The organism is Wolbachia endosymbiont of Drosophila willistoni (assembly GCF_040084705.1).
Lineage (GTDB): Bacteria > Pseudomonadota > Alphaproteobacteria > Rickettsiales > Anaplasmataceae > Wolbachia > Wolbachia pipientis.
This window is the reverse complement of sequence record NZ_CP157591.1, coordinates 122,553-147,362: the sequence shown is the minus strand read 5'-3', so window position 1 is coordinate 147,362 and position 24,810 is coordinate 122,553. Positions and strand designations below refer to the sequence as shown.

Annotated in this window: 25 protein-coding genes, 1 tRNA gene, 2 other RNA genes and 2 pseudogenes; 15 read left to right on the top strand and 15 right to left on the bottom strand. The window is 33.6% G+C overall.

Annotated features, from left to right (window positions below):
• Positions 1–108 precede the first annotated feature (108 nt).
• The 3 genes from ABL518_RS00845 (at position 109) to ABL518_RS00835 (ending at position 3,034) form a co-directional block, all read left to right on the top strand.
• A tRNA-Val gene (locus ABL518_RS00845) sits at positions 109–181 on the top strand.
• Between the two features lie 26 nt (positions 182–207).
• Positions 208–1,104, top strand: a complete 897-nt coding sequence (locus tag ABL518_RS00840) for a cation diffusion facilitator family transporter (RefSeq protein ID WP_006280506.1) — start codon at positions 208–210, stop codon at positions 1,102–1,104.
• Positions 1,105–1,156: 52 nt separating this feature from the next.
• Complete coding sequence (locus ABL518_RS00835; RefSeq protein WP_010082000.1) at positions 1,157–3,034, top strand: hypothetical protein; 1,878 nt, start codon at positions 1,157–1,159, stop codon at positions 3,032–3,034.
• Here ABL518_RS00835 and plsY read toward each other — a convergent pair.
• From plsY to recA, 6 genes are all read right to left on the bottom strand, one after another.
• Complete coding sequence (gene plsY / locus ABL518_RS00830; protein WP_010963004.1) at positions 3,025–3,603, bottom strand: glycerol-3-phosphate 1-O-acyltransferase PlsY; 579 nt, start codon at positions 3,601–3,603, stop codon at positions 3,025–3,027. The two genes, ABL518_RS00835 and plsY, sit on opposite strands and share 10 nt — an antisense overlap.
• Before the next feature lie 12 nt (positions 3,604–3,615).
• Positions 3,616–5,082, bottom strand: a complete 1,467-nt coding sequence (locus ABL518_RS00825) for an alanine/glycine:cation symporter family protein (RefSeq protein WP_070356966.1) — start codon at positions 5,080–5,082, stop codon at positions 3,616–3,618.
• Between the two features lies 1 nt (position 5,083).
• Positions 5,084–6,427 carry an alanine/glycine:cation symporter family protein gene (locus tag ABL518_RS00820; protein ID WP_038199325.1) on the bottom strand — a complete coding sequence of 448 codons (1,344 nt, stop codon included), beginning with the start codon at positions 6,425–6,427 and terminating at the stop codon, positions 5,084–5,086.
• Positions 6,428–6,449: 22 nt separating this feature from the next.
• Positions 6,450–7,220 carry a CDP-alcohol phosphatidyltransferase family protein gene (locus ABL518_RS00815; protein ID WP_010081963.1) on the bottom strand — a complete coding sequence of 257 codons (771 nt, stop codon included), beginning with the start codon at positions 7,218–7,220 and terminating at the stop codon, positions 6,450–6,452.
• Positions 7,217–7,909 carry a phosphatidylserine decarboxylase gene (locus ABL518_RS00810; protein WP_007548750.1) on the bottom strand — a complete coding sequence of 231 codons (693 nt, stop codon included), beginning with the start codon at positions 7,907–7,909 and terminating at the stop codon, positions 7,217–7,219. The genes ABL518_RS00815 and ABL518_RS00810 overlap by 4 nt, the downstream gene beginning before the upstream one ends.
• Before the next feature lie 187 nt (positions 7,910–8,096).
• Positions 8,097–9,164 (bottom strand): recombinase RecA, encoded by a 1,068-nt coding sequence (recA, locus tag ABL518_RS00805; protein WP_010963008.1) that lies wholly within the window; start codon positions 9,162–9,164, stop codon positions 8,097–8,099.
• Positions 9,165–9,788: 624 nt separating this feature from the next.
• Between recA and ABL518_RS00800 the strand changes: the two genes are divergently transcribed.
• A complete protein-coding gene (locus ABL518_RS00800) occupies positions 9,789–10,751 on the top strand; it encodes a J domain-containing protein (protein ID WP_010963009.1) in 963 nt (320 codons plus the stop codon).
• Here the strand turns inward: ABL518_RS00800 and ABL518_RS00795 are convergent.
• Together ABL518_RS00795 and ABL518_RS00790 are read right to left on the bottom strand one after the other, a co-directional pair.
• Positions 10,719–12,008: a bifunctional folylpolyglutamate synthase/dihydrofolate synthase gene (locus ABL518_RS00795; protein ID WP_022626401.1), complete on the bottom strand. Its 1,290-nt coding sequence runs from the start codon at positions 12,006–12,008 to the stop codon at positions 10,719–10,721. The two genes, ABL518_RS00800 and ABL518_RS00795, sit on opposite strands and share 33 nt — an antisense overlap.
• Positions 12,005–12,595, bottom strand: coding sequence for a phospholipid-binding protein MlaC (locus ABL518_RS00790; RefSeq protein WP_010963011.1), 591 nt, complete (start codon positions 12,593–12,595; stop codon positions 12,005–12,007). The genes ABL518_RS00795 and ABL518_RS00790 overlap by 4 nt, the downstream gene beginning before the upstream one ends.
• A 116-nt stretch (positions 12,596–12,711) precedes the next feature.
• On the opposite strand from ABL518_RS00790, the gene ssrS reads away from it, so the two are divergent.
• From ssrS to ABL518_RS00775, 3 genes are all read left to right on the top strand, one after another.
• A non-coding RNA gene (gene ssrS / locus ABL518_RS00785) (6S RNA) lies at positions 12,712–12,872 on the top strand.
• Between the two features lie 19 nt (positions 12,873–12,891).
• Positions 12,892–13,353, top strand: a complete 462-nt coding sequence (locus ABL518_RS00780) for a type II toxin-antitoxin system RatA family toxin (RefSeq protein ID WP_010963012.1) — start codon at positions 12,892–12,894, stop codon at positions 13,351–13,353.
• Positions 13,354–13,407: 54 nt separating this feature from the next.
• The gene (locus ABL518_RS00775; protein ID WP_010081994.1) at positions 13,408–14,112 is read left to right on the top strand and encodes a DsbA family protein; all 705 of its coding nucleotides are present in this window, start codon (positions 13,408–13,410) and stop codon (positions 14,110–14,112) included.
• A 29-nt stretch (positions 14,113–14,141) separates the two neighbouring features.
• On the opposite strand, the gene ABL518_RS00770 is transcribed toward ABL518_RS00775, so the two are convergent.
• The gene (locus ABL518_RS00770; RefSeq protein ID WP_006279425.1) at positions 14,142–14,420 is read right to left on the bottom strand and encodes a DUF2671 domain-containing protein; all 279 of its coding nucleotides are present in this window, start codon (positions 14,418–14,420) and stop codon (positions 14,142–14,144) included.
• 250 nt (positions 14,421–14,670) lie between these two features.
• Between ABL518_RS00770 and ABL518_RS00765 the strand changes: the two genes are divergently transcribed.
• Positions 14,671–15,318 (top strand): O-methyltransferase, encoded by a 648-nt coding sequence (locus ABL518_RS00765; RefSeq protein WP_010081993.1) that lies wholly within the window; start codon positions 14,671–14,673, stop codon positions 15,316–15,318.
• A 1-nt stretch (position 15,319) separates the two neighbouring features.
• Here ABL518_RS00765 and ABL518_RS00760 read toward each other — a convergent pair whose 3' ends face one another.
• Both ABL518_RS00760 and ABL518_RS06525 read right to left on the bottom strand, forming a co-directional pair.
• Positions 15,320–15,973: a glutathione S-transferase family protein gene (locus ABL518_RS00760; protein WP_010081992.1), complete on the bottom strand. Its 654-nt coding sequence runs from the start codon at positions 15,971–15,973 to the stop codon at positions 15,320–15,322.
• A 107-nt stretch (positions 15,974–16,080) separates the two neighbouring features.
• A pseudogene (locus ABL518_RS06525) lies at positions 16,081–16,197 on the bottom strand (WPE palindromic element domain-containing protein); the annotation flags it as partial.
• A 236-nt stretch (positions 16,198–16,433) separates the two neighbouring features.
• Here ABL518_RS06525 and ffs point away from each other — a divergent pair.
• The 3 genes from ffs to ABL518_RS00740 all read left to right on the top strand — a co-directional run bounded on the left by ffs (position 16,434) and on the right by ABL518_RS00740 (position 18,482).
• Positions 16,434–16,523: signal recognition particle sRNA small type (gene ffs, locus ABL518_RS00750), an RNA gene on the top strand.
• Between the two features lie 21 nt (positions 16,524–16,544).
• A complete protein-coding gene (dnaX, locus tag ABL518_RS00745) occupies positions 16,545–18,146 on the top strand; it encodes a DNA polymerase III subunit gamma/tau (RefSeq protein ID WP_010963016.1) in 1,602 nt (533 codons plus the stop codon).
• Positions 18,147–18,167: 21 nt separating this feature from the next.
• Positions 18,168–18,482: a YbaB/EbfC family nucleoid-associated protein gene (locus ABL518_RS00740; protein WP_010082631.1), complete on the top strand. Its 315-nt coding sequence runs from the start codon at positions 18,168–18,170 to the stop codon at positions 18,480–18,482.
• 318 nt (positions 18,483–18,800) lie between these two features.
• On the opposite strand, the pseudogene ABL518_RS00735 reads toward ABL518_RS00740, so the two are convergent.
• Positions 18,801–19,217, bottom strand: a pseudogene (locus ABL518_RS00735) (transposase); the annotation flags it as partial.
• A gap of 203 nt (positions 19,218–19,420) precedes the next feature.
• Entirely contained in the window at positions 19,421–19,627 is a 207-nt protein-coding gene (locus tag ABL518_RS00730; RefSeq protein WP_233641170.1) for a transposase, read from the bottom strand.
• On the opposite strand from ABL518_RS00730, the gene ABL518_RS00725 reads away from it, so the two are divergent.
• On the top strand, positions 19,547–19,843 hold the full coding sequence (locus tag ABL518_RS00725; protein WP_251371804.1) for a hypothetical protein: 297 nt from the start codon (positions 19,547–19,549) through the stop codon (positions 19,841–19,843). The genes ABL518_RS00730 and ABL518_RS00725 overlap by 81 nt on opposite strands.
• A 174-nt stretch (positions 19,844–20,017) precedes the next feature.
• On the opposite strand, the gene ABL518_RS00720 is transcribed toward ABL518_RS00725, so the two are convergent.
• Together ABL518_RS00720 and rpmG are read right to left on the bottom strand one after the other, a co-directional pair.
• Positions 20,018–20,293 (bottom strand): helix-turn-helix domain-containing protein, encoded by a 276-nt coding sequence (locus ABL518_RS00720; protein ID WP_010082632.1) that lies wholly within the window; start codon positions 20,291–20,293, stop codon positions 20,018–20,020.
• Positions 20,294–20,318: 25 nt separating this feature from the next.
• The gene (gene rpmG, locus ABL518_RS00715; protein ID WP_010082633.1) at positions 20,319–20,519 is read right to left on the bottom strand and encodes a 50S ribosomal protein L33; all 201 of its coding nucleotides are present in this window, start codon (positions 20,517–20,519) and stop codon (positions 20,319–20,321) included.
• Positions 20,520–20,668: 149 nt separating this feature from the next.
• On the opposite strand from rpmG, the gene ABL518_RS00710 reads away from it, so the two are divergent.
• From ABL518_RS00710 to ABL518_RS00700, 3 genes are all read left to right on the top strand, one after another.
• Complete coding sequence (locus ABL518_RS00710) at positions 20,669–22,432, top strand: ribonuclease E/G (RefSeq protein ID WP_095742804.1); 1,764 nt, start codon at positions 20,669–20,671, stop codon at positions 22,430–22,432.
• 86 nt (positions 22,433–22,518) lie between these two features.
• On the top strand, positions 22,519–24,441 hold the full coding sequence (gene dnaK, locus ABL518_RS00705; RefSeq protein ID WP_348994381.1) for a molecular chaperone DnaK: 1,923 nt from the start codon (positions 22,519–22,521) through the stop codon (positions 24,439–24,441).
• Positions 24,442–24,520: 79 nt separating this feature from the next.
• On the top strand, positions 24,521–24,805 hold the full coding sequence (locus ABL518_RS00700) for a BolA family protein (protein WP_010962929.1): 285 nt from the start codon (positions 24,521–24,523) through the stop codon (positions 24,803–24,805).
• Positions 24,806–24,810: the final 5 nt, after the last annotated feature.

Below are 24,810 nucleotides of genomic sequence, written 5' to 3'. Positions count from 1 at the left end.
ATGGCTGAAATTCTATACAGCTATATTCCGGAATCACATTGGACAAGGACAAAAGCAAAGTGGTTTATTGACTTTCATTCCACCAAAGCACTATACTAAAACCACGATGGGTAATTAGCTCAGTTGGTAGAGCACTTGCTTGACGTGCAAGCGGTCGCTGGTTCGAACCCAGTGTTACCCACGTTTTTGTTTATGAAAAGATTTTATATGACAGCAGTGCATAACGGTAAACACTCAGCAGCGCAGTCCAAGCGCTTAATCTATTCCATAATAATAGTTGCGATAACAATGTTTATGGAAATAGTAGGTGGAATAATTTCACATTCGCTTGCTCTATTATCAGATGCAGGGCATATGCTCACTGACCTCTTTGCCTTGGTTTTAAGCTGGTTAGCACATAGGTTTTCAGCTAAGAAATCCGATTTGCAGAGATCATACGGATATCATCGGTTGCAGATAATTGCAGCATTTGTTAATGGTTTAACTCTATTCCTCATTGCAGTAATCATTATAATTGAGTCAATAAAGAGGTTTATTTTTCCAGTCAATGTTGAGTGGAAAGTAATGTTAATAATTGCTACACTCGGTCTTGTCTCTAACATAATAGTCTTTTTTATATTACATAGTAAATGCGAGAGCAATATAAACATAAAAAGTGCTGTACTACACGTTATAGGAGATATTTTAGGTTCTGTAGCTGCTATACTTGCATCTATAATTATCATGCTTACTGGATGGCAAATAGTAGATCCAATCTTATCAGTATTTGTTAGTGTGATAATTCTAAATAGCGGCTATAAAATTCTCAAAAATTCTTGCCATATACTCCTTGAAGGTACGCCTGAGGGTATATCTGCTGAAGAGATAAAAAGTAAGATCACATCAGAATTACCTGAAGTGATAGATGTGCACCACATACATACATGGTCGCTGTCTGATAATTATTTTATAATTACCATGCATGCTAAAATAAAGCAAAATGTGCAGCACACCAATGTTTTATATGAAATAAAAAAAATATTGCTAGATAAGTTCGAGATAGCACACTCTACAGTCGAGATCGAATACGATGAGTGTGCGGATAATAAGATACTTAAACATTGACGTTTTAAATTATTATGCTATTACTAGAGTGTAATGATGTTGAAGGTAAGCTATGATAGGTATTTCTCAAATACAATTTCCTTCAAAGGATTCTAGTAAGCTAAAATTTGTTAGCTACTTTGGAGCTTTTGTCTCGTTAAGCATTATCACTAATCCTGTTAATGTTCTTTTTTCTCTTGGTACTATGTTCTTCAGGTCTGAAATTAAAACTCTTTATATCTACAAAGAAATAAAAACGGCAAAACAGCAAAAAATGAGCAAAAGGGAATATTGGGAAATATTTTTTAAAAACAATACAATCAAGGTAGCAGCCTTCCTCTTGTTTTCTGCTTTCATAACATATCTAACTTTCACTACCACTTTCTTGCTTATTTCGTTACTGGGAACTATACCACTTACAATGCTATTAATTTTATTGCAGAGTGAACTAAGGCCAAAAGATTTTAACCCATTTACGCTGCTTAAAGCTTCTATAAATTTCTTTTTGGAAGGTATAAAAGAGAATTTACGTGGTATGGTTAATAGTTTTGATGTTAAGCTTGAACATTTACTGCCCCATCAATTAAATGATGATATCATTAAAAATATTGATAAATTAAAAGGTAAGTATAGTGAACAAGTACCTGAAGACGTAATCAAAAATGATGAATATATTCAATTCATTGGATATATAAACAATTCATATGAGTTTAGTGATGAGGATAAAGGAAGAGTAATTGCATTTTTAGATGACTTTTGCAAAGATGATCAAAAGCATAGCTCCGGCTTTACAGGTGGGCAGGTTCTGCTTTTAGTTTTAAGGGCTTGCAATGATGGAGACGGAGAAGCCGTTAAGAGTAAAAAGGATGCATTGATTTCTAATTTAATTGATAGCCAAACTTTCTCTAGAAAAGAGCGAATTCCTAACACTTGCTTCACCGGTATTATCTATAGAATGTTAAGCACGCTAGAGGGTATTCATCCTGATCCAGAAATTAAATTTACTCCCCCAAGGGAAATGTTGCTCTCAGAAGCACAAAATAGAGCACGTGAGTTTATGTTAGACAGGTTAAAAAACAAGAAAAACAATAAAGAAATTCTTAAGGCTTGGTATGACGTTCAAAATGGTTATGAAGACGATGAAAGTCAAAAAATAGTTGATGATTTTATTTCAGAAGTAAGTATTCCTTTAATGAGAAAATTATTGAGTATTACTTCTCAATATAGTGAACAAATTGTGCTGACGTTAATGAAAAATATTAGCTCTATAAAGTTAAATAAATTACAATGTTGTGAGCTGGTTCAGCACATGAGAAATAAACTGCAGGAGCATGATTTAGATGACCAAGAAAGTTTACTCGAAAACATCGGAAAAAAAGTATTCTTAGAGCTATTAAATCGAGATCTACTCGAGACAGATTTTTCTCTCAAGGATTCATCTTTGGATGGAGCTAAGAGAATAGCTAATAAGATAATAGAAGAAGAAGTAGCAGAATTTAAATTAAAGGCTGAGAAGACTATTGAAGGTCAGATAATTAGCATGTTAGATGGGTTAAGAATGCTCCCAAGAGAAAAAAGATGTTATAGGGTATATGTAGAACTCAGTAAAAATAACGAAAATGATAAGGAAAAAATAAAGAAAATTTTGCAAGAAAGGTTAAAAGTAACAAAAGCAGCAATGGATGAAATGTTAAAAAAAGGAGCTTCACATAAGCTAGAGTTAGAAATTGAAAGTGTATATGAAGGAAATAAAGATCACGTTACTCAACTTTATGAAAAAATAAGAGAAACAAAAAAGGAATTCATTGAAGATGGTCTTTTAACACCTCAAGAAGTAGAGAATATAACAAAAGCAAAAATCATAGACTTAAACAAAGAGGACAAAATCATACCGTCAAGCAATTTGTCTCGTAGTTTAAGTGTCAATAATTTGGCAGTACATTATCTATAAAATTTATACTCTTTACCTTGCAGAAGATTCACAATATTTCTGTGGTGTTTTAGGAAGACCAGTGCTCCTATAATTAGTAATGTTAAGAACAAATTCCTCTGAAAAAAAAAGGACCATGCTACAGCCGTTGAAGTAGCACTGAGTGAAGCAAGGGAAGAGTATCTAAAGGCAAGAAAGACTATTATCCAAATTATTACGAATACTAAAGTAATATCGATGTTAAATGCTATCAGTATCCCTAGAGTGGTTGCAACGCCCTTTCCTCCACTGAATTTTAGCCAAATAGGAAACATGTGTCCTAAAACTGCTAAAATTGCAGATACATATATATAAAAATCGTTATTATCACAAAATTGTTGTGCTATATAAACGGCAATAAATCCCTTAAAGGAATCCAGAAATAATGCCAAAGCAGCAAGAAATTTATTTCCCGTCCTTGCAACGTTTGTAGCACCAATGTTTCCTGAACCTACTTCTCTTAAGTTTATCCCTTTTATTCTTGTAATGATTAAGCTAAACGGTATTGAACCGAGTATGTAGGACAGTATAAGGACTACATACTTTTCCATTATACCAAGAACCTAATTAATTTTATTATTCCTCAGCCTTTTTAGGTAGCACTGAACTTCATCGTTAATCTGATTACTAAACAGTATAAGCGCTGTCATGTTGATGAGAGCTAAACAAGAGAATAAAGTTCCACCGATATTGGCAATAGCCATTATATCTTTAGAAAGACCAGAGAAAAACGCCACAATTATTACCGCTATGCGGTATATCACTATACTTTTTGCACCGAATAAATATAGCCACCCCATTTCACAACAATATACAAACGAAATTACTGAAGAAAATGCAAACAAAGGAGCAGCTACTGTTAGAAGGATAGGAAACCATGGAGAAACTGTCTCAAATGCTTTGTGAGTAATTAATATTCCCTCACCAACACCTGTTTGGTATGCACCTGTTATTACTATTGTTATTCCTGTTAAACAGCAAATTAACATTGTGTCAAAGCATGGTTCTATCATAGCGACTAGTCCAGTTCTTACTGGTTCTTCATCTTTAGTTGTTGCATGAGTAATTGAAGCAGAACCAACACCTGCTTCGCTGGCAAAGATTGCCCTTTGAATTCCAGCAACAAATGCTCCTACCATCCCTCCGCCAACAGCATTGAAATCTATCATAGTGGAAAATAATATTTTCAACGTATAACCAAGGTTATGAATATTAAATGCAATAATAATAATACAACTCAAGATATATATAAGTGACATAATAGGCACTAGTGCAGAAGATACTCTAGCTATCCTTTTAATTCCGCCAATAATCACTAGAGCAAGCAGCGCAGAAATTATGGAAGAAAGAAACCAAGAGTGACCATCTACCCAACTTGAATAGCCAGATAATATTGAAACCATTTGGTTGGTTTGAAACGCTACACTTCCACCAAGACCTGATAATACAAAGAATACTGCATACATGGCAGCCAGCACAATACCAAGTTTTTTAAATCCAAATTCCTCCAGACCATTCCTTATATACTGAAAGGGACCACTAAACAATTGGTCCTGATCTTCTGTTCTATGTCTAAACGCCAACGTTACCTCAGCAAATTTTGCTGACATACCAAAAAAACCTGTAATCATCATCCAAGGCACCGCTCCTGGTCCACCCATTGAAACTGCAATTGCGACTCCAGCAACAGTTCCAAGGCCTACTGTGCTTGAAAGTGCAGTCATAAATGCCTGAAAATGCGTAATATGACCATCATGGTGATTCGTGTCATATTTTCCACATAAAATAGCAAACGCATGCTTAAACATTCTTATGTTGAGAAATCCAAAACGTAATGTTAGAAACACATAACCAAAAACTAGTAGAAGGATTATAAATGGCACGTAAAGGATCTTGAAAAACAGTACTTCATTCATGAAGTTATTTATTCCATTCAACACAGCGTCATAACTTTCGTAAAAACCTGAAGCAGCGTACACATCATTAAACAATAGGCAAAATAACACCATACAAAGCAATCTATAAATCATGTTAATACCCTTTAGAATTGTAATAAGAATCTATTGTATTCAAAACTTCCCTTCTTAGTAGATATATTGCAACAGCATTTGGAATCATAAGGCACATAAACAAACTGTCACCTAGATAAGATATAAATTCTATATTCTTTGACATACAGCTGATATACACTGAAACCACTATAAGAATTTGGAACGGTATCAGTATTTTTTTACTACCAAATAAATACAGCAAAGCAACTTCACAGTAGTAACAATAAGCTATTATTGTGGAAAATGCAAAGGAAAACATCATTAGCGGAAAAACTAACTTGCTGAACAAGGGCAAAGCTGTTGAAAATATCGAACTAATTAGTGTAATATCACCCACGTTATCAGTGCTATGCATACCAGTGATAATTATCACAATACCAGTCAAAAATGAGATTAATATTGTGTCTATAAGTGGTGCAATCATTGCAACGCACCCAACTTTAATTGGATCTTCTTCTTTTACAGCTGAATGTGCTATAGCTGCTGTTCCGGTACCTGCTTCGTTAGCAAACACTGATCTTCTCACTCCGGCTATTAATCCGCTCAATACTCCGCTTCCTATAGCTGATTTATTGAAGATATCTTGGAATATTATGGATAGAGCATTCAGCAAATTACTTCCGTTTACATAAATTAAATATATACACATACCCACATATAGCACTATCATAATTGGTGCTAAGCTCGTTGAAACGAAAGCAATGCGCTTTATTCCTCCCAATATTACAATAAAGACAAGCAGGGATATAATAATGGATGCGTTGTATTCTAGGAGGTTATTTGATAGTGCTGCTATTTGATTTGCTTGAAATGGTATACCGCCCAAAATCATTGCAATAAGTAGCATAATCGCATAAGTGAAGGCAAGAAATCTACCAGTTTTTGCAAATCCAATTTTTGCAAGCCCGTACTTCATGTAATAAAAAGCCCCGCCAGTTGTATTTTCAGAGCGATAAGTAAATGCAAGCACCACCTCGGCAAACTTTATCGACATACCAAGTATTCCGGTAATTACCATCCAAAAAACTGCACTTGGGCCCCCTATTGTGATAGCTATTGCAACTCCTGATATTGTTCCAAGACCAACTGTTCCTGAAATTACTGTTGCAAACGCTTGAATATGAGTGATTATGCCATTGTTGCTGTTATTACACTTTAGATTGAATAGCGTCTGTATTCCATATTTAAGTAACCTAAAGTTAATGAATTTGAACTGGGCAGTACAAAAGATTCCAGTTGCAATTACCCAAATAATTATAAATGGAATGTTGAATATCTTTATATACAGAAATGAATTTAATAGTTCACTTATCTTCAAAATCATGCAGTTTTCTATTTTTTGTTAGCTAACGAGTTTTATATGTAAAATATATGTAAAACCCGATGCTTATTGGAATAGTAAGTGTATACACTATACCTAAAATTGGTAGAGTCATCCAGGGCTTACTGATGAAAAATACAATAAGTACTCCAAAAAATGACACAAATATATAGGATAGGCTTTTGGGAATATAAATATATTTTGCAGAGAAAGTTGGAATGTGACTTATCGAAAAAAATGAAATGGCCAGAAAGTAACAAGCTACGTTTCTTGTGTTAAAAAATCGCTCTATGAGAAGTAAGTATTCACTCTCATGAGATTGAAAGGTAATAATTATTGGTAACAAAGAAAGTAAAGCACACACTGGAGCTGGAACACCAGAAAAGAAAAATTTTTCCCAGTATGGTTGTTCTGAGTGTAGCGAAACATTAAATCTTGCAAGTCTTATTGATATGCAGATTACGTATATCATTACTAAAATCCAACCTATGACTTTGATTTCGTTTAGCTTCCAAAAATACAAAAGAAATGCAGGCGCTGCACCAAAATTTAGAAAATCTGCAAAAGAATCAAGCTGGGCTCCAAAATCGCTAGTTGATTTTAGAATTCTAGCTATTCTGCCATCCATTCCATCTATTATTGCTGCAATGATGATAAAAATTACTGAGAATTCCCATTGTTCATTAAATGTAAATTTAAGTGAAGTGAGACCAGAACATAAACCCAATAAAGTTATAAAGCTTGGGAATAATTTAGTAATAGGTAAGAATCTACTGTTACTTCCCTCGTTATTCATATAACGTCAAAAGTAAGCTTCTCTTGAACGTTTTCCTTATTTAAGTTTGCTATAATTGTTTCACCACCAATAACAGTTTGCCCTTCTGAAACTCTGACTTCTGTATCAGCAGGAACATAGATATTCACTCTACTGCCAAACCTTATAATTCCAAACCTTTCACCTGCTTTTACGTTCTGGGATATTCCTAAATTACAAACGATACGACGTGCAATTAATCCAGCTATTTGCTCCACAATAATTTCTTTCCCCTTTTCGTATTCAATTACAATAACCTGCTTTTCATTTTCATTACTAGACCTATTGCTCATTGCGGATACAAACTTGCCTTTTTTATAACTCATTTCCTTTATCGTACCAGATATTGGTATACGGTTCACATGGACGTTCAAAACACTTAAAAATATGCTAACAAGCGTAAACTTCTTCTCCTCTCCGTTTTCTGCTGATAAAGGATAATTAACTTCTTCAATTTTTGAAATCACACCATCAGCAGGACTTAATATAAGATTCTTATTGTTTGGCACAGCTCTTGCTGGATCACGAAAGAAATAAGTACACAATAATGTCGGAAACAAGCACGTAACGCCAAACCCCCAAGATATAGAGAATGCTATACACGTTACTATAAAGGAAACTACTATAAATGAATAACCTTCCCTGTTTATATTAGGTAAACCAAAACACATAATCTTATTAACAATAACCTATTGTTAACAATTTATCATTTATAATTTCTCATGAAAAGCTTTTTTTAACTGCTTCAGCAAAGTCTTTTTGATACAAGGTAACATTACAGATTGTTATATTAGCACATAGAATTACCGTCATACTGTAACAACCCGTCCAACACAAAATCTAATGCCTAAGTTTAGATCAGAAAACTGATTCTTCTAAAAGTTGCTCACTATCCTCGTCTATTATGATAGAATTATCATGATTTCTGAGTAAATCTCTGATTTTCGTTTCTATTTCATTTGCGACTTCTTTGTTTGTTTTTAGGTAAGTTTTTACATTCTCTCTTCCTTGCCCAAGACGTGTGTTGTTATATGAATAGTAAGCGCCTGCTTTTTCAAGCACACCAAGCTTTGCTCCCATATCTATTATTTCTCCGAGTTTTGATATACCTTCATTGTACATTATATCAAATTTCGCTTCTCTAAATGGAGGAGCAACTTTATTTTTTACAACTTTAACTCTTGTTTCATTACCTGTAATATTTTCTTTGTCTTTTATTACACCAACTTTTCTTATATCAAGCCTTACAGAAGTATAGAATTTTAATGCATTTCCACCCGTGGTAGTTTCAGGATTTCCATACACTACTCCTATTTTCATACGAATTTGATTAATAAATATCAATATACAGTTCGCTTTTGAAACGGCAGAGGTTAGTTTCCGTAGCCCATGACTTAGAAGCCTTGCTTGCAGACCCATATGTTGATCACCCATATCACCTTCAATTTCAGCTCTTGGAGTTAATGCTGCGACAGAGTCAATAACTATCACATCAACCGCACCAGAACACACTAAATACTCAACAATATGCAACGCCTGCTCTCCAGTGTCTGGTTGTGAAATCACTAAATCATCAGTGCTTACCCCAAGTTTACGAGCATATAAGACATCCAATGCATGTTCTGCATCGATAAATGCGCATGATCCTCCTTTTTTTTGTGCTTCAGCAATCACGTGCAAGGCAAGAGTGGTTTTACCAGAACTCTCGGGGCCAAATATTTCAATTATACGCCCTTTTGGCAGACCTCCAACACCTAGAGCCGAATCAAGCGCAATTGATCCTGTGGATATTGTGTCTATTTTTTCTACAGGGTTTTGCTTCAACTTCATTATTGCACCTTTACCGAATGCTTTTTCAATCTGGCTTATTGCGTTATCTAGCGCTTTTTGTTTATCACTATTTCTTTCTTCTGGGTTACTTGCCATAGATCATTTATTAATTTATATAATTCTCTATGATAATCAAACGCGAATAACCTGCCAAGGTTTTTCTAGTATTTATGTATTATTTCAATGAAAAATATTAACGTTTTCATAAAGCAGATATTTGTTTGCCTTCGTTAGTAACACACTATACTTTAGTGTACGAACGTTGCAATTTGCAGCATAGCAGGTGGTGTCATCCAAGTAGCCAACACTGAAATGACTAAATTCGAAATGGCTACATGAATTTATTGTAAATTACTACCGTATAAGGTGCGATGCAACAAAGCCATTCCAGTGTCAGCTACTTGAGTGACACCTCTTAGATGGGTCAGCTACTCAGATCTGCCATGAAAACTGCAACCCTAAATGTTGGAGCACTGTCGTACACTAAGCGCTGTAATGACAATTTTAGTCGCTTCATACACTTATCATGCTAGTCATAACAGAAATAATTTTTACCAAAGATATTTATGAAATAATTGACATAGTTTGGAAATATGTATATTATAGAACATTAATAGTTAGTTAATTTGTAGGTGTAATGTGGCTAGAAATGTTTTGAATGAAAATGAGTACCACGCTTTAAAGCAGTTGTTTTTAACATTTAATATTCAAAAGGAGGATGTGGTAAATTCTGATATTAAGAATATTAAGAAAAAGCTTAGTCAACAATACCGTAAATTATCGTTAAAATATCACTCAGATAAAAACCCAAACAATAAAGAAGCGGAGGAGAAATTTAAGGTTATTGCATTAAATAAGCCATTTTTTGAAGAATTTATAATAGAGCCATTGGAGAAAGGTCTCAATAAAAGAAATAATTTAATAAAAGAATTACGCGGTAAGTTGTGGAGTCGCAGTTATGAAGAATTGCAAAAATACTTAGATGATAAGTGCAGAAATAAACTCTATAATAAGCAGCAGTCAATTAACAATAATGTAACTGCTTATGTAAAATATTCTTCTTATTCAAATCTCTTAGGAGTTCTTTTAGTATCCTTCACATCAATTGCATTTTTAATAATTAATGGTATTTCTTCTAATGTACCAATAGCAGTAGATTTTCTTGCTCCCTTGTTAGCAGGATCTATTTTAAATCTAGCTGTTAAGAGCATTTATACTAGAAATGGGAAAGAGTTTAATCATCAGACTAATATTTTATTATTGTTTAACTTTGACCAAGAATGCGAAAATTTTTCAAAGAGTGATAGGACTAAATTAAAGTGGCTAAAAAATTCAGTTATTTTGAGCAACACAATCTGTACATCTTTAATGTTTTTCGGTATGGGATTAGATTTAGTTGCCAACGGCTTTGGTATAACTAACTCTATGATGTTATCCGGCTTATTACTTTCATTACCATTCACGCTTTTAATTGTTACTTCACCTATTTTAAATGCTGCAAGTAATTATATTCTCAAAAAGACAGCTATAAATTCAATTGAGGAGCAATTTAAAGGTGATGATCAGTTTATAGAAGTCGATAACGAAAAGCCAAGCAGTACTATGAGCAATCAAAGTTATTTCCCCATCGATCAGTTAATATCATCAAAGTTAGCTATTCTCCATAGCGAAGTCTCTAGCTAGGAACAATGAGCCACAGATTAGTATGGTTTTGACGTTTTGGGTAGAGGCTTTTAATATGTGATTTGATATTGCATCGCCAATTGATTCACATTCAACTGCTTTTATTCCTATGTTATTGGCTTTTTCCCTAATCAAATTTGTATTTGTTGCTTTAGGTTCAGACTTAACACAAACCGCACATAGTAGCTTGATATATGGCTTTAAGTGCTCTAAGAACTCTTCCACATTTCTGTTACTAGTAACACCAAAAACCATATAAATACCTTCAGCAAAATTATCTTTTACCCACTGAGATAGTACTCTAGCACCATCATTATTGTGTGCACCATCTAAAAATAATTGCCAATCTTTCGGTAGTAGGAAAATTAAATTACCTTCTTTTATAGACTCTAGCCGTGCAGGCCAATAAGTGCACTGTAAACCTGAAGTGATATCCTCTTCTCCAATATCAAATTCATACTTTCCACTTAAAATACTACATGCTGCAATAGCATTGCCTGCATTAATCACCTGATGATCACCCTTTAAAGATGGCAAAGGAAATTCTATTGATTGAATAGCTGATTGAAAAACCATTTTGTTGTTCTTTTTTTTGCAATTCCATTCAAGACCTCCTCTATACAAGGGAGATTTCTTATTTATTGCGTGGTGTTCTAGCGTGTTCACTATAGATTTTTCTTGCGGTGCTATTACGCAAGGAACATTAGGTTTCATTATTCCAGCCTTTTCACCTGCTATAATTTCTACAGTAGGGCCAAGATATTCCGTATGATCAAGTGCAATGGAAGTAATTATTGTTAAAATCGGATTATCTATAACATTTGTTGCATCAAGCCTTCCACCCATACCCACTTCAACTAAAGTTATATCGGCTTTATGACGAGAAAAAGCTAAAAAAGCTGCAATAGTTGCAGCTTCAAACAGAGTGATAGGTTGTTCTGCAATTACTGCACGACATTCTTCTAATAAGCTATATAATTCATTATCGTCGATATAGCTGCCGGCTATCACTATCCTCTCATTAAAACTCACTAAATGTGGAGAAGTGTATGCGTGTACCTTATACCCTGCTGCTTGCATTATATATCTTATAAATGCTAGTGTTGAGCCTTTCCCATTAGTTCCAGCTATATGAATTACGGGAGGCACTTTTTTCTCGGGGTTATCTAGTTTGCTAAGAAAGCCTTTTATGCGATCAAGAGAAAAATCATTCGGCCTGCTACCAAGTGGCTTAGGCCAATGAGGCATATATATCATGGATTGTTATTGCATTTTAATTCAGCTATAACGCTTGCTATGCCATGCGTGTCGATTTTTTCACTAAATTGATAACGTTGATTAATAGCAATACTTATTCCACTCATTACAACATCACTTATCAAGAAAGAACTGTTATTTTTAGTAACTTTAAAATCAATATTTGTAAATTCTTCATCACCGTAAGAAAATCTTGTACCAATTAAGCAAGTTTCATCGTCAACTGCTTTTGTACTCATTATGATCATTTCACTATCATGCATGTATTTATATAAAATTTTAACGCACAAACGCGTAAGATACACTTCATACTCTCTTAAAAAATCTTCTTTTTCTTTTTGTTTAACTAAAGCCCAATGTTTTCCTATGACGAATTGCGATATTCCTTTGAGGTTAACATTGTTTTGAATGACCTCCTGAAGCTTTTTTTGCACACATTCCCGGTTTTTTTTATTCTCCTTTGTAGATATACCATCCACTTGTTGCTTCATAGTATGCACAAAAATTTTGTGATCTGTACAATTAGTGTAAGCACTTGAAGAAATTACAATAAAAACAATGATAGTTAAAACTTTAGTAATGTTCATAAGATATATTTATTAGCTATGATACTTAGAATGCAAAGTTTAATAAAGATTAAATAATAATCGCTAGCTTTAATATATCTATAGACACACCTTGTATAAATCATCTACAATTAATTAAGGGTCTGTTCTATGCGTTATGAGTTAAGTTAAATTTCCCGAGAGATAATTTCTAGTCAAGGGAATTGCCTCTGTTAATTTCGTTGAAATTGATACGCGATGCCCACCTTAACTTTAGTCTCAGGAATCTACTAAGGCTGACGGTAGATACGGATCCTATTTTGATTGGTTTAACATTTATGCTTCATCAATACAAAGAACAGGGTGTTTTCCTATGTTTGCCTAATGAAGTATTCCAAATTGTAATTGATGTTGAAAGGTATCCTGATTTTGTTCCTTGGTGCAAAGCCGTTTATATAAAAGAAAAAATTAACAACCAAATGGTTGTGGATCTCCTCGCAGCTTTTCATGGAATTAAAGGTAGATATACATCAGAAGTTACTTCTCTTTCTCCAAGTGGAACAAATGAAGGTTGGATAAAAGCTGTATCATCAAATGGAATATTTAAACATCTATACAATGAATGGCAATTCATTCCCATAGATGAAAATAAAACTATGGTAAAGTTTTATATAGAGTTTAAGTTTAAGTCCAACTCATTTTCCACTTTATTAAACTCAGTATATAAGTATACACAAAGTAAAATAATTGCTGCATTTAAAGATAGGGCTGAAAGCCTTGCTAAACAAAAGTTATCTTGACATTATTAATATAAATGTATAATTTTTTTTAGTAAGTTAAGTGTTTATATTGTAATGATTTTTAGACTATTGTTTTTATTAATTTTCATAAGTGTTAATTCTTATGCAGTTGTTAAGCAAGATTTATCCGATAACCAATACATTCAAAAAAAAACCAATGAAATAACATCAAATGAGCTATTATCGCCATTACCTAATGATAAATTATTAGGAGATCCAAAAGCACCAATTCTAATGATAGAATATGCTTCATTAACTTGTTATCACTGCTCTCTTTTTCATAGGAATGTTTTTCCTAAAATTAAAGAGAAATATATAGACACAGGTAAGATGTTATATATATTTCGTCATTTTCCTTTGGATTACAGAGGGCTAAAGGCTGCAATGCTAAGTCATTGCTACGAAAAACAAGAAGACTACTTTAATTTTAACAAAGCTGTTTTTAACTCAATAGATTCGTGGAATTACTACAATTTAAGTGATTTGACTTTACTACAAAGAATTGCTGCACTAAGCAACTTAAAGCAAGATGCATTTAACCAATGCATTAATGATAAGAAAATAATGGATAAAATCGTAAATGATAAATCACTGGCAATTAATAAACTTGGTATCACAGCCACTCCAATATTTTTCATCAAGCTTAACGATGATAAATCATATATAGAGCATAATAAAGTTAAACATGGAGGGTATAAAGAGCTGAAATATTTCACTAATGTGATAGATAAATTATATGGAAAAGCTATAGTGAAGTAATACCACTGTAGCTTACCATATAAAAGACTCTATGCTGAGTCATTGTTTTTCACTACTGTTTGTTGTTTTTTACGCTCAAACTCTCTTTTTTTACTGTGCCAAGTGTAGTAATACATAGCGATTTTATTCTCTATTAATACTATTGTCCCATCATAAAACTGAACCATATCCATAACTTTTCTCTGAGCTTCATCAAAACGTTCTTTATACTTTTCACGATAAGCTGGATTATGTAGTAACATAACCCCTTCATTCTTGTTAGATTTTTTGTTTAACGTTTCAACTTCACCAGCAATAGTATAAGACATATAACCCCCTCTAATTGATTATAAAAATTATATTTTAAAAAGAGAAATGCGCATAAACAATCCCTTTAATTCTAGCATAATAATCGACTGTTTATTATACTAGTTAACTATAGTACGATATATAATAATTTTTGTCACTTAAAATTTTATACTATGAAATAATAACTTAAAATAAATGTTTTTATTATTTTAAACTATATTATTATATTTATAAATTGTGTATGAATTAAGTCTCCCTAATTTATAATATATGCGTAATAATTTTAGTATAAAATTGTCATACATAAGAAATCTATTTGCAAAAGAATATAAAAAAATAGAAGAATATTGTATTCTTGAAAAAAAGCAACATATTCAAATTGGCCCTGAAGAAGGAAAGCTATTAAGTTTATTTATAAAAATCCAAAAAATCAAAAGTATTGTTGAGATTGGCACGTTATACGGTTACTCGTCGATTTGCATGGCAAAAGCTCTACTAAAAGACGGTCATATATATACAATAGAAAATAATCCTCAACACTCAAGAATAGCAAAAAAAAATTTTAGTGCTTTTAATCTAAGTGATAAAATTACTCTAATAGAAGGCGATGCACTGGAAAAAATTAATGAATTATCAGCAAAAGCACCATTTGACATGATATTTATTGATGCTGACAAAAGTAGTTATCCTAAGTATTTAGATTGGGCAGAGTCATACATTAAACAAGATGGGCTAATCGTTGCAGATAACACTCTACTGTTTAACACAGTATTTTTAGAATCGCCTCCAAAAGAAGTATCAGAAAAATCATGGCATGCCATGAGGGAGTTTAATAATAGATTATCAGATGAAAAAAAATATTTCTCTATATTGATTCCAACTGATGAAGGAATGACTGTAGCTTTAAAGCTAACATAAGTTAAAAATCAAGGTCAGCATAATGTTTAGGAGGGATTAAACCAGAAATCCTCTCTAATAATATCTCACGAAAACAAGGCTTTGATTTAACAATGGAGTACCATTCTTTTAAAATTTTACTTTTTTCCCATGGAAAACTACTTACATAATCCATTACGGAAATATGCGATGCTAAAGTAATATCAGCTAAAGTGAACTTATCAGTTGCAAGCCAAACGTTCTTGTTAATTAAGTGTTCGGTGTATTCCATATGGCAAGGCAGGTTATGCTGAGCTGCATGAAGAAATCTAGAGTCAGGGCTGCGGTTAGTAATTACTTTTTCATTCATAATATACTTAGTAACTTCATTGTAAAATTTGTTATCGAACCAATTGATTAGAGCGCGTATTTTAGACTTAATAATAGTGGATGAACCAAGTAATTTGACGTCGCTATTGTAAGTCTCTTCTATATATTCACAAATGGCATTACTATCCGCTATTACAAAGTTATTATCTATTAACACTGGTACTTGCCCGGTTGGATTGATCTCCATAAATTCATTCCGCTTTTCCCACGGATTTTCATACACTAGATCACAGCCTAATTTTTTTTCTTTTAGAAAAGCTCTAACTTTTCGTGAAAATGGACAAAGAGGAAAATGATATAAAATCATAATGTTCCTCTTTTGTTATACCAATATCCTTTTTTTGTTACTCTATGGCTTGACCTACAACTGTACGAACTTTCTTTGTAGTCCACAGAAGTTTGCGTAGCAGGTAGTGTCATGCAAGTAGCTGACACTGGAATCCAGTTCTTGTTATACAATTGCCTAGTGCGCTCATTTACAGTTAAGTTTTCTGGATCCAAGTAGTCAAGCACTGGGATGACATCCTTTTCGGTAAAAATTGCTCTTATATCACAACATTCATACAGCTGTATGCCTAGGCACTGGGATGACATAAATAAGCGCTGAAATGACATAAATAAACATTGGAGTGACAATCTTGTAGTGACTTGCATGACAACTAACTTTTTGTTTACTTCAAAATAGCACTGTAAAAAATTTAACATATCAAATTATAGAGCTAATATAGGATATACCTTGCTAAATAAAAAAAAAAGTATAATATTTTATAAGGTATGCAGGCAAAAACTCTGTAATTTGGTCAGATCAGAAATGAAGCAGCCATATCAGAACCTTTTTGGGTTGCATACCTATTTCATTATTTGTTTTATCCGAGGCTATGAATATAGCATTAAAACATCGTCCTAGTAGCTTCAAAGATCTAGTAGGTCAAGATATATTAGTGCGTGTATTAGAAAATGCTTTTATTTTAAACAAAATCCCACAATCTATACTGCTCTCTGGTAGTAGTGGAGTTGGTAAAACCACCACTGCAAGGATAATAGCTTTATGTTTGAATTGTTCCCTGGGGCCAATTTTTGAACCTTGCGGATCATGTGAAAATTGTCTAGCAATAAAAAATTCAAGCCATCCAGATGTAATTGAAATCGATGCAGCAAGTCACACTAGCATTGACGATATTAAAGTAATCCTGGGAGATATTTGCTATTCACCTATAAGCTCTAAATTCAAAGTCTACATTATAGATGAAGTACACATGCTATCTAGCAGTGCATTTAACGCATTACTTAAAACCCTAGAAGAGCCACCATCTAGTGTAAAGTTCATTTTAGCAACTACGGAAATAAAAAAGATACCAATAACTATTATTGCACGTTGTCAAAGATTTGATTTACACAACATTCCTGTAGCTAAAATAGTGGAACGTTTAAATGATGTTGCACAAAAAGAGAGTTATTCCATTGAAAAGGGAGCATTAGAATTAATTGCACGACACTCTGGAAATTCAATGCGTAACGCCTTGTTTTTGATGAATCAAGCAGTGCTATATAGCAAAGATGGTGCAATATCCACTAAAAATGTGACAGACATACTTGGCCTAGTGGATAAAGATATTATATTCGATCTATTAGGGGCAATATTAGAAGGTGATTTACAGAAAGCTCTATCAGTGTTTGACAAGGCGGTAAAAACAGCAAACCCACTTAGTATTTTTGAAGGTCTATTGCAAACAATTCAGTTAGTATGCCGTTTTTTGATTACAAAAGAGATTGATAATGCAGTTACAGAGCATGAAAAGAATAGGATAAAAGATTTAAGTATAAAGAGATCTTTAATATTTTTTTCGAGATTGTGGAAGATGTTGCTTAAAGGTATTCAAGATATAAAAACTTCAACATGCAACGATGTTGCTGCTGAAATGATGTTAATTAGCCTCTGTTATCTTTCTGATCTGCCTTCTCCGGAACAGGTGATCAAAAAAGTTCTTTCGCAGAATGTAGAGCAAGGAAATAGACAGGGCAGACCTGTTGCACCTTCCCCCTCTGTCATCCAAGTAGCTGACTACTCGGATCCAAAAAAATATGTGGAAAGTAAACAACAACCCCACTCTGTCATCCCAGTGCGTGACACTGGGATCCATGTGGAAAATAAACAACAAAATTACGATTTTGATAAGATTTTGCAACTATTAAGGCGAAGTAACCAAATTTATCTTTACAAACAACTGTGTAATAATCTACAATTAATAGATTGTAAACCTGGATATTTAAAATTAAAAGCTGTATCTAAGTTGGATAGTAATTTTTGCAATGATTTAAAAAATTACTTAAACCAGGTGACTCAGCAAGAGTGGGTTGTTGCAGTTGATACAGGTTATATAAACAGGGAAGTGAGTAATTTAAATTATGCACCTGCAGTTAAGGATATCCTTGACACGTTTAAAGGTGCAAAAGTAGTTAATATAGAAAATAAGGAGTAAGTTGTGGATTTTAGTCAAATAATGAAACAAGCGCAAGAGATGCAAAAAAAGCTTGCAGAAGCTCAAGAAAAATATGTTGGAAAAGAGTTTCAAGGTATTTCTGGTGGTGGCAAAGTTTCTGTATTAGTGGAAGTCATAAAAATAGGTAGCTATAAAGCTAAAAAGGTGAACATAGACTTAGAACTTATGAGAAATGAGGAAAAAGATATAGTAGAGGATTTAGTAACAGCAGCGTTTAATGATGCCGTTAAAAAAGCAGAAGAAGATATGGCGAATGCAACTTCTGGTCTTGCAGGTATGATGGGTTTACCATCTGGGTTTAAACTTCCTTTTTGAATTTACTACTGAAGTTTCTTTTAGTGTAAGTATTTTTTTTCTAATATTCCCAACGCTAGTACTTCTTCATATAATGTACCTATACTAGCATAGCCCTACGTCATACCGTGATTCATTCCACAACTGTACAAACATTGCAATATGGCACATAGTAAACGATGTCATTCCAGTCTGGAATCCAGCCTTGCCGTAATCTCATCAAGAACATTGTGTTTTAACATAAAACGGCTACTTTTATGCTTACCAACTTAATAAAATTCCTGGATCCCAGTGGGCTTTGTTGCATCACACTTTATGAGATGGTGATTTATGGTAAATTCATGTAACTATCTCAAATTTAGCCATACCAATATCAGTGAACTTATTGAGCAAATAGCATTTAACAAGTAGTTCCTTCTCTCTATTTGTCTCAGATTTATTCCTAAAACTAAACCCGAATGTTTGTTTCAGTCGCGAGAAAAAACTTTCTATATAAGATCTTTTTCCATAACTCATCTCTTTTTTCCACTTCTTTATACCATCTTCATCATATGACTTTATGAGCTTGACTGCAGAATTTCTCTCAGCCATATAGTCTAACTTTGGATGCTCTGCTGCGTTGTTTTTCGGAGGAATTTTCGTTTTTATACCATATTGATTACACAGCTTATAGAGCTTTTCTCTGTCATATGCCCTATCTGCATATAGTACTTTTATGACATACTGAAAATCGACTTCTTTTAGCAAATCACAAGCTCCATAGGGATCAGCCGTTACTGTATTTTACAGCTATGGCTTTTTTGTTGTTTATATTCAACATTACGTGCAATTTTCTCGTTTGCTCATAGCCACGATATTTTCTGTCAGTGCTATTTTCCTTGCTGTGTGTTGTTGTATATACTAATTCCTGCACTGTCTATAGCAATTTCGATATCTTCCATATTATTTTCTGCAATCATTTATCTTAATATTAAGTTTCTTTTGATGCTTGTGAATAGCTGCAAATCTCTTCCTATTTGTTGCAAATACCCTTTTATAAACCCGACTGTTTGTCTTAAACCAATTCTAAAGAAACTGACGATTATATGCACCAAAATCACAACTTTATCACTATAAATATAGTTGCCGCCCTGCATTTTTGGACAATTCTCGTACCAATTTTCTATGGCGTCATTGATATAACAAAAAATGCTTCCTCTTTCTTGGAGAAATTTGTTATATTCATGGCAGTTACTGACTCTCATTTTTTGTGGCATATTTTTTCTTCAACAGTTAAATGGCTATTTATAATGAATTTTGTCAGTAACTGCCAGTTCTTTTCACTTGAGCGATGCAACAAAGCCATCCCAGACTGGGATGACATCGTAGGGGTGCTGGCCTGATAACCGTCATCCCGCTACTTGTTAGCGGGATCTAGAGATACCGCGAATGAATCGCGGTATGACGGTTCGCGGCGGCATGACGATAAGGTTTATACCTTGTCATCCCAGTGCTTGACACCGAGATTGATTTATCTTGTCTACCTTATTTTGCCACTCCGCTGAACGGATACCATATTATGCAGGTTTAGAATTATGCTTTATTCTTACGTTTATGTCTTGGCCCAATACAATCAATAAGTTAAGCAAGTATTCTAAGGAGAACCCTTCGATTTTTGACCTATTGATTTGAGATACTTTAGGTTGATCAATCTTTAGAGCGTTTGCTGCTTTTTTCTGTGTTGTGTACTTCTTACTTATTAATTGTGCAATGACCTTTATTAATTTCAGTTTTGTATCTTTCACATCCCCCAACTCTACTATTATAGGATAACTTAATTGTAAATTTTGCATAATAATAAAATTCCTTATAAAAAAATTACTTTAGTTTTTCTTCTTTAAATAACACATGCCTTCTGACTACTGGGTCATACTTCCTAAACTCCAGTTTTTTGGTGAGCTTTTTTGGATTACGCTTTTTTACATAAAAATAGCCAGTTGATTTTTCTTCACCAGTTTTTGTTATCTTGATTGCAGTGCTGACTAACTTAACGAGCAAAGAAGCATTTTTTTTCGCCATACTTATAATGATATAATAAATTCTATGCGAGTTTATTACGCAAAATACTAAAAGTCAATCGAATAATGCAGATTGCAAAATCCTTGACAATCAACAGTGCATTAAGTAGCATAAAGTTAACTTCAGAATAAAAAGCAAACGGTAGATAAGTGACAAATAGTGGTAAAAGGGTATTATTGATAGAAAATTCTATCTGTTCTAATGAGGTAAGAGTTGCCTTGTCAATTAATAACAAGGTTGTAGAATTTGAACAAGAATTCAAGGAAAAAAAACAATTAAGAGGTAATATATACGTTGCTTATATAAAGCGTATAGAGCCTTCTTTGCAAGCCGTATTTATTGAATATGGGAAAAATAAGCAAGGTTTTTTGTCTTTTTCCGAGATATCTCTAGATTACTTCAACATTCCAGAAAAAGAAAAGGAAACTATCTTTGAGGGCTACTCAAATGACGATTGTATAGAAGAAGCCTCAGCAAATGTTTCTTCAGATTCTGCAGCTAGTAAGAATGTCAACGGATCAGGTAGTGGTTTTGTAAGAGAGGTACCTTTATATAAAAAATACAAATTACAAGATGTTATTTCAGTAAATCAAAAAGTATTGGTCCAGCTAACTAAAGAGGAACGAGGCAATAAAGGAGCTTCATTTACAACATACATAACTTTAGTGGGTAGATACTGTGTTTTCATGCCAAATTCCATGAGCAAAGGTGGAGTGTCCCGCAGAATTGAAGATGCTAATGTCAGAAAGCAGTTAAAGGAGATACTGAGTTCAATAAACTTGCCAAAAAGATCAGGTTTAATAGTAAGAACTGTTGGTTCAGGAAAAAATAAGAAAGAAATTGAGCAGGATTACAATTACTTATCCTCATTATGGCAGAGCATTCAAAAAAATGCCTTCTCTGTAAACGTTCCATCATTAATTTACAATGAAGCAGATGTAATTATGAGATCTGTTCGTGATTTTTGTAGCGATGGTATAGAAGTTATAGTGTCTGGAAAGGAAGCTTTTGAGGCAGTTAGGCAATATGCTAACAATGCACTAAAAGGTAGTAAGTTGCGCTATAGATTGTATAGAGGTTATGCTCCGATCTTTACTTACTACGGAATCGAAGATCAAATTTCTGAGTTATATAGCAATAGAGTAGAATTGCCATCTGGTGGGTCTTTGATAATAACTTTAACTGAGGCGTTTGTTTCAATAGACGTAAATTCAGGAAAGATGACAGGAGAAGATAGCATAGAAGAAACAGCTTATAGAACCAACATGGAAGCAGTACCTGAAATATCAAGACAGGTGAATCTTAGGGGCCTATCAGGATTAATAGTAGTCGATTTTATTGATATGTTGAAATATCAGTATTGCAGAGCTGTTGAGTCTGCTATAAAGCAAGCGTTTAAAGATGATAAAGCTAAAGTTCAATTTAGCTACATAAATGACTTTGGTTTAATGGTATTTTCAAGGCAAAGAATTAAACCAAACATACAAGAAATTAATACTACAGAGTGTTTACACTGCAAAGGTACTGGAAGAGTAAAATCAAACGAAGTAATTGTTTCATCAATACTAAGGGATTTACAACATATTGCTAACAAGAATCGAAATAAGTCTTTTGATTTAGTAGCACACAGTGCAGTTATAGCGCACATTTTTAATAACAAACGCAATACAGTTTCTACAATCGAAAAAGAGTTTAATATTACATTGAACGTTAGTATTGATAACAGTTTAGATGTAAATACATTTGTTTTAAAACAAGGAGATGATGTTAATTTAAACGGTTATAAGCCATTACAGAACTCTGGATACCAAATTGGGGATAGCAGCAATGAAGAAGCTGATAATTCAAATAAACTACGAGGCAATTTTTGGCTGACTAAGTGGCTTTCGCGCCTTTTAAGTTCTAATAACTAATTAGAAACCTAAATTGGGCTTGTAATTAATGAGCCCTATACTTATATATTCTTATATCAGATAATATTTACAATGGGGTACTCATTATGGGAAGAGCAATAGGCATAGATCTCGGAACAACAAATTCTTGTGTTGCAATAATGCAGGGCAAGGATACAAAGGTAATAGAAAATAAAGAAGGGGCAAGAACTACTCCATCTATAGTTGCATTGACTTCTTCAGGAGAAAGGTTGATTGGTGCTCCAGCAAAAAGGCAAGCAACCACCAATGCAAGTAATACCTTTTTTGCTACTAAGAGATTAATAGGCCGTCAATATAGTGATCCTGAGATGAAAAATCTAAGTGTACCATACAAAGTATTTGCAGCAAAAAGTGGTGATGCATGGGTTAAAACAACTGATAATAAAGAATATTCTCCTAGTCAAATTGGTGCATTTATACTACAAAACATGAAAGAGGCAGCAGAAGCTTATCTTGGAGAGGAAGTAAAAGATGCTGTGATAACAGTGCCAGCATACTTCAACGACTCTCAACGTCAAGCAACAAAAGATGCAGGAAAAATTGCCGGATTAAATGTACTCAGAATAGTAAATGAACCGACTGCTGCAGCACTTGCTTATGGTCTTGATAAGAAACATGGGCACACAATAGTAGTATATGACCTTGGTGGTGGTACATTTGACGTTTCAATACTTGAAATAGGTGATGGAGTTTTCGAAGTGAAAGCAACAAACGGTGATACCCATCTTGGAGGTGAAGACTTTGATAATGGAGTAGTGAGTTATTTACTAGATGAATTCAAGAAAAGTAATGGCATTGATTTGAAAAATGATCCAATGGCTATGCAAAGAATCAAAGAAGCTGCTGAAAAAGCGAAAATTGAATTATCAAGTGCAATGGAAACGGAAATAAATCTACCGTTTATTACAGCTGATGCAAGTGGTCCAAAACACTTAAATATGAAATTAACGAGAGCAAAACTTGAAAGCTTAGTGAATGATTTAATCGAAAGAACTATGGCTCCTTGTAAAAAAGCTCTTGAGGATGCTGGTTTATCTGCTAGTCAAATTGGCGAAGTGGTTCTTGTTGGTGGCATGACTCGTATGCCAAAAGTCATAGAGAAAGTTAAAGAATTCTTTGGCAAAGATCCACATAGAGGAGTTAACCCTGATGAAGTTGTAGCAATTGGAGCTGCAATACAGGCGGGGATCATTCAAGGTGATGTAAGAGATGTGTTACTACTTGATGTGACCCCACTTTCTCTTGGTATTGAAACTCTAGGAGGAGTATTCACTCCACTTATTGAGCGTAATACTACAATTCCTACTAAAAAATCTCAGGTGTTTTCAACTGCAGAAGATAACCAAACAGCTGTTACAATTAAGGTGCATCAGGGTGAAAGAAAACTGGCAGTTGATAATAAGCTACTCGGTCAGTTTAGTTTGGAAGGGATACCTCCTGCTCCGCGCGGAAGGCCACAAATTGAAGTGACATTTGATATAGATGCAAATGGAATAGCACACGTTTCTGCAAAAGATAAAGCTACTGGAAAAGAGCAAAAAATACGCATTCAATCTTCAGGTGGTTTATCTGATAATGAAATAAATCGCATGGTAAAAGAAGCTGAAGAAAAAGCGCAAGAAGATGAAAAGCGCAAAAAGTTTATTGAAGTGAAGAATCAAGCGGATAGCTTAGTCCATTCTACAGAAAAGTCTCTGACAGAGTATGGTGATAAAGTTTCACCAGAAGATAGATCTGCTATTGAAAATGCAGTTAACGAATTAAAAGAAGTTAGTAAATCTGATAACATTGATGACGCTGATTCAATACAGCAGAAAGTTACTAATCTTTCTCAATTATCTATGAAACTTGGAGAAGCTATGTATCAAACATCTCAACAAAATAGTGCTGAAAATGGCTTTTCATCAGAAGGAAATCCAAATGATAAAGAGAAAAAAGTAGTAGATTCTGATTATCAAGACATAGATAATAAAGAAGAGAATAAATAATTGTGATCACTTTTCCTGTCATCCGAGTAGCTGACACTGAGATGACAGGAGGAGCATATTGTTGCTTAAAGAAACCATTATGGACATTATTAAGGCAATAGAAGAAAAGATACGCGATTCGATAGATGTAATTGATATCAACATTATCGATGAATCAGCAAAGCATGCTGATCATTATTTTGCTTCATCTTCAACATTACCTTCGCACATTAAATTAATATTAATATCTGACGGCTTTATTGGAATGAGCGTTCTAAAAAGACACAAGTTGATTTATGAGTTATTGAAGGGTGAGATAGAGCTAATACATGCAATTTCTCTTCACTTGTATACGCAAGATGAGTACAATTTAAAAAATAAATAATAAAA